Here is a 12,678-nt window from a genome sequence, read left to right as displayed (position 1 = left end):
CTCCCCGCATGAAAATTCGTGACCTCGACCTCAGCCAGAGCCCGCTCAACGCGGAACACCAAGCCCTGGGCTTGCCGCCGGTCGAAGACTTCATTTCGCACCCCGACAACCACCCGGTGCTGCGCGCCGCGATGTGGGCGGCGGTGCTGATTCTGGTCGGCCTGCTGAGTTTTCTCGCCTGGCGCCTGTTCTTCGGCAACGGCGACACCAGCGGTCTGGCGATCATCGAAAGCACCCTGCAGAGCCCGGCGTTCTGGAGCGCGGTGGCGGTCGGCTTCTTCGCCCAGGTGATCGACGGCGCGCTGGGCATGGCCTACGGCATCACCGCGACCACCTTCCTGCTCTCCGCCGGCGCCACCCCGGCGGCGGCGAGTGCCAGCGTGCACATCGCCGAAGTGTTCACCACCGGCCTGTCGGGCATCTCCCACGTCAAGCTGGGCAACGTCAACAAGTCGCTGTTCCTGCGCCTGCTGCTGCCGGGCATCATCGGCGCGATCCTCGGCGCGATTCTGGTCACCCAGGTCGACGGCGCGGCGCTCAAGCCGTTCATTTCCGCCTACCTGCTGCTGATGGGCCTGTACATCCTCAGCAAGGCCTACCGCAACCGCATCCAGCGCAAGGCACCCGAACACGTCGGCAAGCTGGCGCTGTTCGGCGGCTTCGTCGACGCCGCCGGCGGCGGCGGTTGGGGCCCGGTGGTGACCAGCAGCCTGCTCGGCTCGGGCAGCGACCCGCGCACCACCATCGGTTCGGTGAACTTCGCCGAGTTCTTCCTGACCATCTCCAGCGCCACCTCGTTCATCCTTCTCGCCGGCCAGCCGAGCACCTGGATGATGGTCGCCGGCCTGGTGTTCGGTGGGCTGTTCGCCGCGCCATTCGCCGCCCTGCTGTGCAAGAAGCTGCCGGCGCGCACCCTGCTGACCATCGTCGGCTGCCTGATCACCCTGATCAGCGCCTACAACATCTACAACGCGCTGAGCTAAGCGCGCTTGATTTCCCCGCGCGGCGGCTCCAGATAGGCAGGACTTGCCCCTGGAGCCCGCCGATGACCGACGCCCTGCTGATCCCCTGCCCGCACTGTAACGGCCTCAACCGCCTGCCCGCCGAACGCCTCGGCGATGCGCCGCGCTGCGGGCGCTGCAAGCAGGCGGTGCTGAGCGGCGCGCCGTTCGAGCTGACCCAGGCCAGCTACGCCAGCCAGCTGAAGGGCGACCTGCCGCTGCTGGTGGATGTCTGGGCCGCCTGGTGCGGGCCCTGCCGCGCCTTCGCACCGACCTTCGAACAGGCCGCCGCGCAACTGCTAGGCCGCGCGCGCCTGGCCAAGCTGGACAGCGAGGCGCACCCGCAGCTGGCCGGCCAGCTCGGCATCCGCTCGATTCCCTCGCTGCTGCTGTTCAAGGACGGTCGCGAAGTGGCCCGCCAGAGCGGCGCCATGCCATTGCCGCAGCTGCTCGCCTGGTTGGCGCAGCACGGCGTCTGAGCGTTTTCGTCAGCGCGGCTGAGCGCCGCGGTCATTGCTGCGCACGCTGCCGGGACTAGGCTGAGACCTCGATAACAAGAAGAGGATCGCCGCATGTCGCTGCCCGCCGCCCTGGCCCGCGTGCTCACCGAAGAAAACATCGCCTTCGTCAAACGCATGGGCCTCAAGGCCGAGATCCTCGAACCCGGCTTCGTCCGCCTGCTCGCGCCGCTGGCCGGCAACGAGAACCACATCGGCACCATGTACGCCGGCGCGCTGTTCACCCTCGCCGAAGTGCCCGGTGGCGCGCTGTTCCTCACCAGCTTCGACCACGAGCGCTACTACCCGGTGGTCAAGGAACTCAACCTGCGCTTCCGCCGCCCAGCGAGCGGCGCGATCAGCGTCGAAGCGCGGCTGGCGGTCGAGGAGATCGAACGCCTGCAGTCCGAGGCGGCGGCTCTGGGCAAGGCCGACTACGTGCTGGAACTGCAATTGCGCGACGCCAGCGACGAGGTGGTAGCGGAAAGCCGCGCGCTGTACCAGTTGCGCCGGCGCTGAGGCGACTGCTCGGCGCTTGATCCAGCGCAACATCGCCCGCCCACGGGCGCGCCAGACTGCGGGGAGCTGCCAGCAGGAGACGCGCCATGTTCCGCCACATTCTGATCGCCCATGACCTTAGCCACGAGGCCGACCTCGCCCTGCAGCGCGCCGCCCAACTGGCCCGCCAGCACCAAGCGCGGCTGACCCTGCTGCACGTCCTCGACTATCCCGATCTGCGCCAGTCGGCGCAGCAGTTTCTCGAGCGCAAACTGCAGGCCCACGCCCTGGCCGACAGCCAGGTGCAGGTAGTCGGCGGTGCGGCCACCGAGCAAATCGCCCAGCACGTGGTCCTCGAGCAGGCCGACCTGCTGGTCGTTGGCGCCCATCATCAGGGCCGCCCGGAACGTTTCGCCGGCACCACCCTGGAACGCCTGGCGCGGCAGTGCCGGGTGCCGCTGCTGCTGGCGGTCGGCGACTCGCCGGCGCCCTATCGCCAGGCGCTGGTCGGCTTGGACTTTTCGCTCGCCGCCTGCACCGCACTGCAGCTCGTGCATCGCCTGCTGCCCAGCGACGCCCGCCTGACCGCGCTACACATCTGCGAGGTCGCCCCGCTGCAGGCCAGCACCACGGACTATGAACCGGCGCTGTTCGAACAACTGCTGCGCGACGAGCAGGCCAAGCTGCCCGCCGGCGGGCCGACGCTCGAGGCGCGCCTGCTGCGCGGCGAACGACTGAGCCGCCTGGAGCAGGCACTGGCCGACCCGCCCGTGCAGCTGCTCGCCCTCGGCCAGCACAACCGCAGTCAGCTCAGCGAAGCATTGCTCGGCGGCCTGACCCAGCAGCTGCTGCGCCAGCCGCCCTGCGACCTGCTGATCAGCCGTAGCCCGAGCTGATTGCACCATTTTGGGATTGACGGCGACGCGTTTTGCCATCAATTTGACATCACTTTTTTGACCCCATCCAATAACAATAACGGGGAAGCCCATGAGCGAGTCGTCTTGCGACTGGCGCGTCGACGCCGATCTGATGGCGATCAGCGCCGAACATATCCAACTGGGCAAGCCGCTGCCGTGGCCGGTGTTCGATGCACGCGGCACGCTGCTGCTCAATCAGGGCCAGGTGATCGGCTCGCCGCAGCAACTCGAGCGCCTGCTGGAACGCGGTCTGTACTACAGCCGCAAGGCACGCAGCCTGGCCAGCGCCGCGGTCGACGAGCCGGTGCGACGCATCGACCCGTTTGCCGAATACGACGAGCTGCTGCGCCACCTGGCCAGCGCCCTGCAGCGCCTGCTCGAGCGTCAGGCCGACAGCGAGCGGCGCATCCTCGGCCTGGCGCGCACCGTTGAACGCATCTGCGAGAGTGACGCCGACGCCTGCCTGGCGCTGATCCATTTGCGCGCCCAGGAGCCCAGCGCCTGTGAACAGAGCCTCTCCTACGCCCTGCTGTGCAACCTGCTGGCGCGCCAGCTCGGCCTCACCGAAGTGGCGCGGCTGACCCTCAGCGCCGCGGCGCTGACCGCCAACGTCGCTCTGCTGCGCTTCCAGGACAAGCTCAACGGCCTGCGCAGCAGCCTCAACGCCGAGCAGCGCGGCATCATCAACAAGCACCCGCAGCTCAGCGCCCAGGCAGTCGCCGGCGCCGCCATCGACAACCCACAGTGGCTGCAGATCATCGAACAGCACCATGAACGCGAGGCCGGGCAGGGGTATCCGCAAGGGCTGGCGGGTGGACAGATCTGTCAGGAGGCGCAGCTGCTGTCGCTGGCCGAGCGCTACGTGGCGATGATCACCAAGCGCGGTTATCGCGAGCGCTACCACCCCGGCGAGGCGCTGCGCCTGCTCGCCGAGGACTGCCGCGCAGACAGCCGCGAGCGCGCGCACCTGGAGACCCTGCAGGCGCTGCTGACGCCCTACCCGCCGGGCAGCTTCGTGCGTTTGGGCAACCAGGAGATCGCCGTGGTCACCCGGCGCTGCGCCGATGCCGAGACGCCGCGGGTGCGCGCGGTGGCCAACGCCAAGGGCAACCCCTACCTCGGATCGTTCGCCCGCGACACCCGCCACGACGACCTGCGCCCGTGCGCCCACGTCGAGCCGCGCGAGCTGCGCACGCTGAGCCTGCCAAGCCTGTGGGGTTACGGGCAGTGACGGCTCAGCTGTCGGCTTCCAGCACGCGGTGCAGTTCGATGAACTGCTGACTGAGCTTGTGGCTGCGATCCAGGTGGATCAGCGGTTTGCAGGCCTGGTGCGACTCGCGCATCTTCACCGAGCTCATCAGGTACACCGGCAGCACCGGCAATTCCTCGGCGATCAGCTCGTCGAGCAGTTGCTGGGGCAAGCTGGCGCGCGGCTGGAACTGGTTGACCACGATGCCTTCGAGCAGCAGGTCCTCGTTGTGGTCATCACGCAGTTCCTCGATCTCGGCCATCAGGCCGTACAGCGCCTGGCGGGAGAAGCTGTCGCAATCGAAGGGAATCAGGCAGCGATCGGCCGCGATCAATGCGGAAATCGCATAGAAGTTCAGCGCCGGCGGGGTATCCAAATAAATCCGGTCGTAATCCTCGTCGAGCTCTTCGAGCAGTTTGCGCAGCTTGTTGATCTTGTGCTTCGCCTCGAGCTTGGGCTGCAGGTCGGCCAGCTCGGCGGTGGCGGTGATCACATGCAGGTTGTCGAACGGCGTCTCGTAGATGTCGACCTTGCCCTTCTTGGCGAACGGCCCGGACGACAGGGTCTGCTTGAAAAAATCGGCGATGCCCATCGGGATTTCATCGCCGGTCAGCCCGGTCAGGTAGTGAGTGGAGTTGGCCTGGGCATCGAGGTCGACCAGCAGGGTCCGATACCCCTCCGCCGCACTCACCGCCGCCAAGTTGCAGGCGATGCTGGACTTGCCCACGCCCCCTTTCTGGTTGAACACCACGCGCCGCATCGCACACCCCTTAGGTAATCCAGTCGAATACCGGGGATTTGTAGCGCATTGGCCCGCAATAACAAAGCCGATTGCGGAAATCTAGGCTACCCACCCAAGGCGAGGCATTTGGCCATCATATTGCGTTAAGCTACGCCGCCCACCCGAATGTGGTCAAAATATGACAACAAGGAGTCGTCCGATGTCCCTGAAGCACCTGTGCGCCGCCACCGTCCTGCTCACTCTCTGCACTGGCTGTGCAACCGGCCTGAACAGCCAGCAGAAAAGCGAACTCGACCACTATGAGGCGCGCGGCATGGCGGTTGAAGAAAAGAACCCCGGCCTCGCCGCGGCACTCGGCATTCTGCCGGGCGGCGGTTCCTTCTACGGCCGTGAATACGGTTTCGGCGTGGTCAATTTGCTGCTATGGCCGTTGTCGATCGTGTGGGATCCCGTCAGCGGCTACGACGCCGCCAAGTCGATCAACTACCAAGCGACCAAGGCTCATATCAGCAGCCTGGAAGAAAAAGAACTGGCCACTCTCGACGAACAACTGCAAACGCAGCAGATCGACTTGACCCAGTACACCCTGGAAAAGCGCAAGGTCGACAAGAAGTACGGCTATAACTAAGCGCCGCACATAAAAAAGGCCGTCGCAAGACGGCCTTTTTGTTTGCCCCACGATTAACCGTGGTACTGCACCGACAACTCGTGCACCGCCTCGAAGAACGCTCCGGCGTGGGCCGGATCGACCTCCGGGGTGATCCCATGGCCGAGGTTGAACACGTGGCCGGAGCCCGCCCCATAGGCGGCGAGAATGCGCGCCACCTCGGCGCGGATCGCCGCCGGCTTGGCGTACAGCACCGCCGGGTCCATGTTGCCCTGCAGCGCCACCTGGGCACCGACACGGGCGCGCGCGCTGCCGATGTCGCAGGTCCAGTCCAGGCCTAGCGCCTCGGCACCGCTGGCGGCCAGCGACTCGAGCCACAGCCCGCCGCCCTTGGTGAACAGGATCACCGGCACGCGGCGCCCCTCGTGTTCACGGATCAGGCCGTCGACGATCTGTTTCATGTAGGCCAGCGAGAACTCCTGATAAGCCGCCGCCGACAGCGCACCGCCCCAGGAATCGAAGATCTGCACCGCCTGGGCGCCGGCCTTGATCTGGCCGTTGAGGTAGGCGGTCACCGACTTGGCCAGCTTGTCGAGCAGCGCGTGCAGAGCCTGCGGGTTGTCGTAGAGCATCGCCTTGGTCTTGCGGAAGTCGCGCGACGAGCCGCCCTCGACCATGTAGGTGGCCAGCGTCCACGGGCTGCCGGAGAAGCCGATCAGCGGCACGCGGCCGTTCAGCGCGCGGCGGATGTTGCGCACGCCGTCCATCACGTAGCCCAGGTCCTGCTCTGGGTCCGGAATCGGCAGCGCCTCGATGTCGGCCATGGAGCTGATGACCTTCTTGAAGCGCGGGCCTTCGCCGGTCTCGAAGTACAGGCCCTGGCCCATGGCGTCGGGGATGGTGAGGATGTCGGAGAACAGGATCGCCGCATCCAGCTGCGGGTAGCGGTCGAGCGGCTGCACGGTGACCTCGCAGGCCAGCTCCGGGTTCTTCATCAGGCTGACGAAGTCGCCGGCCTTGGCGCGGGTGGCGCGGTACTCCGGCAGGTAACGACCGGCCTGGCGCATCATCCACACCGGGGTGACGTCGACGGGCTGCTTGAGCAGGGCGCGGAGAAAGCGGTCGTTCTTCAGAGCGGTCATGGGCAGGTTCCCAAGCAAAGCGGCAGGAAAAAGTGCGGGCATTCTCGCAAAGCGCAAAGCAAAAGGCACGGCGAGTGCCGTGCCTTTTGTCCGTCGCGACGATATGCCGCGCGCGGGGCGGTCAGACGTTCAGGTAGTCGAGGATGCCTTCGGCGGCGTTGCGGCCTTCGAAGATCGCCGTCACCACCAGGTCGGAACCGCGGACCATGTCGCCACCGGCGAAGATCTTCGGGTTGCTGGTCTGGTGCTTGAACTGGCTCTGCTCGGGGGCGACCACGCGGCCCTGGCTGTCGATCTGGATGTCGAACTGGGCAAACCACGGCGCCGGGCTCGGGCGGAAACCGAAGGCGATCACCACGGCGTCGGCCGGGAGGATTTCCTCGGAACCGGGGATCGGCTCGGGGCTGCGGCGGCCACGGGCGTCCGGCTCGCCGAGACGGGTCTCGACGACCTTGACGCCTTCCACCTTGTCCTCGCCGACGATGGCGATGGGCTGGCGGTTGAAGAGGAACTTCACGCCCTCTTCCTTGGCGTTCTTCACTTCCTTGCGCGAGCCCGGCATGTTCTCGGCGTCACGGCGATAGGCGCAGGTCACTGCCTTGGCGCCCTGACGGATCGAGGTGCGGTTGCAGTCCATCGCGGTGTCGCCACCGCCGAGCACCACGACCTTCTTGCCCTTCATGTCGACGAAGTCTTCCGGCGATTTCTCGAAGCCGAGGTTGCGGTTGACGTTGGCGATCAGGAAGTCCAGCGCGTCGTGCACGCCCGGCAGGTCTTCGCCCGGGAAGCCACCCTTCATGTAGGTGTAGGTGCCCATGCCCATGAACACGGCGTCGTACTCGGCCAGCAGCTGCTCCATGGTCACGTCTTTGCCGATCTCGGTGTTCAGGCGGAACTCGATGCCCATGCCGGTGAACACTTCGCGACGGCGCGTCAGCACGCTCTTTTCCAGCTTGAACTCGGGGATGCCGAAGGTCAGCAGGCCGCCGATTTCCGGGTTCTTGTCGAACACCACCGGGGTCACGCCGTTGCGCACCAGCACGTCGGCGCAGCCGAGGCCGGCCGGGCCCGCGCCGATCACTGCGACGCGCTTGCCGGTCGGTTTGACCTTGGACATGTCCGGGCGCCAGCCCATGGCGAAGGCGGTGTCGGTGATGTACTTCTCCACCGAGCCGATGGTCACCGCGCCGAAGCCGTCGTTGAGGGTGCAGGCACCCTCGCACAGACGATCCTGCGGGCACACGCGGCCGCAGACTTCCGGCAGGGTGTTGGTCTGGTGCGACAGCTCGGCGGCGGCCAGGATGTTGCCTTCCGAAACCAGCTTCAGCCAGTTCGGAATGAAGTTGTGCACCGGGCACTTCCACTCGCAGTACGGGTTGCCGCAGCCCAGGCAGCGGTGTGCTTGCTCACCGGCTTGCTGGGGCTTGAACGGCTCGTAGATCTCGACGAACTCTTTCTTGCGCTGACGCAGCAGTTTCTTCTTCGGATCCTTGCGCCCGACCTCGATGAACTGGAAGTCATTGTTCAGACGTTCAGTCATTTCAAAACCTCATCAAACTACTTCAGGCGCGATTATTGTGGGTTGGCACGGGTGCTGGAGAGCAGCGAGGCCAGGTTGGCGGCCTTCGGTTTGACCAGCCAGAACTTGCGCAGGTAGTCGTCCAGGTTTTCCAGGAGGTTGCGCCCCCATTCGCTGCCGGTTTCTTGCACGTATTCGGCCAACACGCCCTGCAGGTGGCTACGGTAGGCCTCCATCGCTTCGCTGTTGATCCGCTGGATTTCCACCAGTTCGTGGTTGACCCGGTCGTAGAAGCTGTTGTCCAGGTCGAGCACGTAGGCGAAGCCGCCAGTCATGCCCGAGCCGAAGTTGTAGCCGGTCTTGCCGAGCACGCAGACGAAGCCGCCGGTCATGTACTCGCAGCAATGGTCGCCGGTGCCTTCCACTACGGTGTGCGCACCGGAGTTACGCACGGCAAAGCGCTCGCCCGCGGTGCCGGCGGCGAACAGCTTGCCGCCGGTGGCGCCGTACAAGCAGGTGTTGCCGATGATGGCCGAGTCCTGGGTCTTGAACGGACTGCCCTTGGGCGGGGTGATCACCAGCTTGCCACCGGTCATGCCCTTGCCGACGTAGTCGTTGGCATCGCCTTCCAGGTACAGGTTCAGGCCACCGGCGTTCCACACGCCGAAGCTCTGCCCGGCAGTGCCCTTGAAGCGGAAGGTCAGCGGCGCGTCCTTCATGCCCTGGTTGCCGTGGGCCTTGGCGATCTCGCCGGAAATCCGCGCGCCGATCGAGCGGTCGCAGTTGCAGATATCCAGCGCGTACTCGCCACCGCTCTTGCCAGCGATGGCGCCCTTGGCCAGCTCAACCATCTTCTCGGCCAGCAGGCCCTGGTCGAACGGCGGGTTGCGATCAACTTCGCAGAACTGCGGCTTGTCGGCCGGGATGTGATCGCTGCCGAGCAGCGGTGTCAGATCCAGCTGGCCTTGTTTGTCGGTCTCACCCGGCAGCATTTCCAGCAGATCGGTCCGCCCGATCAGCTCGCCGAGGCTGCGCACGCCAAGCTTGGCCAGCCACTCACGGGTATCTTCGGCGACGTAGGTGAAGTAGTTCACCACCATGTCGACGGTACCGATGAAGTGGTCCTTGCGCAGCTTGTCGTTCTGGGTGGCGACGCCGGTGGCGCAGTTGTTCAGGTGGCAGATGCGCAGGTATTTGCAGCCCAGCGCGACCATCGGGCCGGTGCCGAAGCCGAAGCTCTCGGCACCGAGGATGGCGGCCTTGATCACGTCGAGGCCGGTCTTCAGGCCGCCGTCGGTCTGGACCCGCACCTTGCCGCGCAGGTCGTTGCCGCGCAGGGTCTGGTGGGTTTCGGCCAGGCCGAGTTCCCACGGGCTGCCGGCGTACTTGATCGAGCTCAGCGGCGAAGCGCCGGTGCCGCCGTCATAGCCGGAGATGGTGATCAGGTCGGCATAGGCCTTGGCCACGCCGGCGGCGATCGTGCCGACCCCGGCTTCCGCGACCAGCTTGACCGAGACCAGCGCCTGCGGATTGACCTGTTTGAGGTCGAAAATCAGCTGCGACAGGTCTTCGATCGAGTAGATGTCGTGGTGCGGCGGCGGCGAGATCAGCGTCACGCCCGGTACCGCATAGCGCAGGCGAGCGATCAGGCCGTTGACCTTGCCACCCGGCAGCTGACCGCCTTCGCCCGGCTTGGCGCCCTGGGCGACCTTGATCTGCAGCACTTCGGCGTTGACCAGGTACTCCGGGGTGACCCCGAAGCGGCCGGTGGCGACCTGCTTGATCTTCGAGCTACGCACGGTGCCGTAGCGCGCCGGGTCTTCGCCGCCTTCACCGGAGTTGGAACGGCCACCGATGCGGTTCATCGCCTCGGCGATCGCCTCGTGGGCTTCCGGCGACAAGGCGCCGAGGGAAATGCCCGCGGCATCGAAACGCTTGAAGATCGACTGCAGCGGCTCGACCTGATCGATCGGCAGCGGCTGCTCGGCTAGCTTGACCTGCAGCAGGTCTCGCAGCATCGACACCGGACGGGTATCGACCAGCGTGGCGTACTCCTTGTACTTCTCGTAGCTGCCCTGCTGCACCGCGGCCTGCAGGGTGTTGACCACGTCCGGGTTGTAGGCGTGGTACTCGCCGCCGTAGACGAACTTGAGCAGACCGCCCTGCTGAATCGCCTTGCGGTTGTTCCAGGCTTCACCGGCGAGCAGCTTCTGCTCGGCCTCGATGTCGACGAAGCGCGCCCCCTTCAGGCGGCTGGCCACGCCACGGAAGCTCAGGCCGACCACTTCCTCGGACAGGCCGACCGCTTCGAACAACTGCGCACCGCGGTACGAGGCCACGGTGGAGATGCCCATCTTCGAGAGGATCTTCAGCAGGCCCTTGGAGATGCCCTTGCGATAGTACTTGAACACCTCGTCGAGGTCGCCGAGCACTTCGCCGGTGCGGATCAGGTCGGCAAGCACTTCGTAGGCGAGGAACGGGTACACCGCCGAGGCGCCGAAGCCGAGCAGCACTGCGTAGTGGTGCGGGTCACGCGCGGTGGCGGTCTCGACCAGGATGTTGCAGTCGCAACGCAGGCCTTTTTCGGTCAGGCGGTGGTGCACTGCACCGACCACCAGCGAGGCGTGCGCCGGCAGCTTGCCCGGGGCGATGTGGCGGTCGGTCAGCACCAACTGGCTCTTGCCGGCGCGCACCGCTTCCTCGGCCTGGTCGGCCATGTTGCGCACGGCCGCTTCGAGGCCGAAGCCCTCGTCGTAGTTCATGTCGATGACATGCCGCTCGAAGCCGGGGCGGTCGAGGGTCATCAGCGAACGCCACTTGGCTGGCGAAATCACCGGCGAGCTGAGGATCACGCGGGTGGCGTGCTCCGGCGACTCGACGAAGATGTTGCGCTCGGCGCCCAGGCAGATTTCCAGGGACATGACGATCGCTTCGCGCAGCGGGTCGATCGGCGGGTTGGTGACCTGGGCGAACTGCTGGCGGAAATAGTCGAACGGCGAACGCACGCGCTTGGACAGCACGGCCATCGGCGTGTCGTCACCCATCGAGCCGACCGCTTCCTGGCCCTGCTCGGCCAGCGGACGCAGCACCTGGTCACGCTCCTCGAAGGTGACCTGGAACATCTTCATGTACTGCTTGAGCTGGTCGGCATCGTAGCTGGCCACGCCCTGGTCGTCGGACAGGGTGGCCTGGATGCGCACGGCGTTCTGCCGCAGCCATTGCTTGTACGGGTGACGCGACTTCAGGCGGTTGTCGATGTCGTCGGTGTTGAGCACCTGGCCGGTCTCGGTATCCACCGCGAGGATTTGCCCCGGGCCGACGCGGCCCTTGGCGATCACGTCTTCCGGCTGGTAGTCCCACACACCGATTTCCGAGGCGAGGGTGATGTAGCCGTTCTTGGTGGTCACCCAGCGCGCCGGGCGCAGACCGTTACGGTCGAGCAGGCATACGGCGTAGCGACCGTCGGTCAGTACCACGCCGGCCGGGCCGTCCCACGGCTCCATGTGCATCGAGTTGTACTCATAGAACGCGCGCAGGTCGGCGTCCATGGTCTCGACGTTCTGCCAGGCCGGCGGAATGATCATGCGCACGCCGCGGAACAGGTCGATGCCGCCAGTGACCATCAGCTCGAGCATGTTGTCCATGCTCGACGAGTCGGAACCGACGCGGTTGACCAGCGGGCCGAGCTCTTCGAGGTCCGGAATCAGCTCGTTGGCGAACTTGGTGCGCCGTGCCTGCGCCCAGTTGCGGTTGCCAGTGATGGTGTTGATCTCGCCGTTGTGGGCGAGGAAGCGGAACGGCTGGGCCAGCGGCCACTTCGGCAGGGTGTTGGTGGAGAAGCGCTGGTGGAACACGCAGATCGCGGTCTGCAGGCGCTCGTCGCCGAGGTCCGGGTAGAACTGCTGCAGGTCGGCCGGCATCATCAGGCCTTTATAGATGATGGTCTTCGGCGAGAAGCTGCAGATGTAATGGTCGGTGTCGGCGGCATTGGCCACCGAGGAGCGCCGACGGGCGCTGAACAGCTTGATGGCGAAGTCCTGGTCGGCCAGACCGTCACCGCCGACAAACACCTGTTCGATCTGGGGCAGGCGCTCGAGCGCCAGGCGGCCGAGCACGCTGGTATCGACCGGCACCTTGCGCCAGCCGATCAGTTGCAGGCCGGCGGCGAGAATCTCGCGATTCATGTGCTCGCGGGCCGCTTCGGCCTTGGCCGGGTCCTGGTTGAAGAACACCATGCCGACCGCGTACTGGGCAGGCAGGTCGACGGCGAATGTCTCGCGGGCGATGGCGCGCAGGAACAGATCAGGCTTCTGGATCAGCAGACCACAACCATCCCCGGTCTTACCATCGGCGTTGATGCCGCCGCGGTGGGTCATGCAGGTCAGCGCTTCGATGGCGGTATTCAGCAAGTCATGACTCGCCTCACCCTGCATATGGGCGATCAAGCCAAAGCCGCAGTTATCCTTGAACTCATCAGGATGGAATAGACCTGCTCTCATAGGGACT

10 protein-coding genes are annotated in these 12,678 nt (G+C 65.9%); 6 read left to right on the top strand and 4 right to left on the bottom strand.

The window, feature by feature from the left end; all coding sequences use genetic code 11:
• The first annotated feature begins 8 nt into the window (after positions 1–8).
• The 5 genes from JQX08_RS10620 (at position 9) to JQX08_RS10600 (ending at position 4,144) form a co-directional block, all read left to right on the top strand.
• Entirely contained in the window at positions 9–983 is a 975-nt protein-coding gene (locus JQX08_RS10620) for a sulfite exporter TauE/SafE family protein (protein WP_205348353.1), read from the top strand.
• A 62-nt stretch (positions 984–1,045) separates the two neighbouring features.
• Positions 1,046–1,480, top strand: coding sequence for a thioredoxin TrxC (gene trxC, locus JQX08_RS10615; protein ID WP_205348352.1), 435 nt, complete (start codon positions 1,046–1,048; stop codon positions 1,478–1,480).
• 93 nt (positions 1,481–1,573) lie between these two features.
• Complete coding sequence (locus JQX08_RS10610) at positions 1,574–2,017, top strand: YiiD C-terminal domain-containing protein (protein WP_205348351.1); 444 nt, start codon at positions 1,574–1,576, stop codon at positions 2,015–2,017.
• Positions 2,018–2,103: 86 nt separating this feature from the next.
• Entirely contained in the window at positions 2,104–2,892 is a 789-nt protein-coding gene (locus tag JQX08_RS10605) for a universal stress protein (RefSeq protein WP_205348350.1), read from the top strand.
• Between the two features lie 91 nt (positions 2,893–2,983).
• Positions 2,984–4,144 (top strand): HD-GYP domain-containing protein, encoded by a 1,161-nt coding sequence (locus tag JQX08_RS10600; RefSeq protein WP_205348349.1) that lies wholly within the window; start codon positions 2,984–2,986, stop codon positions 4,142–4,144.
• 4 nt (positions 4,145–4,148) lie between these two features.
• On the opposite strand, the gene JQX08_RS10595 is transcribed toward JQX08_RS10600, so the two are convergent.
• Positions 4,149–4,922, bottom strand: a complete 774-nt coding sequence (locus JQX08_RS10595; RefSeq protein ID WP_205348348.1) for a ParA family protein — start codon at positions 4,920–4,922, stop codon at positions 4,149–4,151.
• Positions 4,923–5,103: 181 nt separating this feature from the next.
• Between JQX08_RS10595 and JQX08_RS10590 the strand changes: the two genes are divergently transcribed.
• Positions 5,104–5,532 carry a hypothetical protein gene (locus JQX08_RS10590; RefSeq protein ID WP_205348347.1) on the top strand — a complete coding sequence of 143 codons (429 nt, stop codon included), beginning with the start codon at positions 5,104–5,106 and terminating at the stop codon, positions 5,530–5,532.
• Positions 5,533–5,585: 53 nt separating this feature from the next.
• Here the strand turns inward: JQX08_RS10590 and hemE are convergent, their stop codons facing one another.
• From hemE to gltB, 3 genes are all read right to left on the bottom strand, one after another.
• Complete coding sequence (hemE, locus tag JQX08_RS10585) at positions 5,586–6,653, bottom strand: uroporphyrinogen decarboxylase (RefSeq protein WP_205348346.1); 1,068 nt, start codon at positions 6,651–6,653, stop codon at positions 5,586–5,588.
• 121 nt (positions 6,654–6,774) lie between these two features.
• A complete protein-coding gene (locus JQX08_RS10580) occupies positions 6,775–8,193 on the bottom strand; it encodes an FAD-dependent oxidoreductase (RefSeq protein ID WP_205348345.1) in 1,419 nt (472 codons plus the stop codon).
• Between the two features lie 32 nt (positions 8,194–8,225).
• A complete protein-coding gene (gltB, locus tag JQX08_RS10575; RefSeq protein WP_205348344.1) occupies positions 8,226–12,671 on the bottom strand; it encodes a glutamate synthase large subunit in 4,446 nt (1,481 codons plus the stop codon).
• Between the last annotated feature and the right edge of the window lie 7 nt (positions 12,672–12,678).

Origin of the sequence: Zestomonas insulae (genome assembly GCF_016901015.1) — a bacterium.
GTDB classification, from domain to species: Bacteria; Pseudomonadota; Gammaproteobacteria; order Pseudomonadales; family Pseudomonadaceae; genus Aquipseudomonas; species Aquipseudomonas insulae.
The sequence above is the reverse complement of the archived record's forward strand: the minus strand, read 5'-3'. Positions and strand labels throughout refer to the sequence as shown.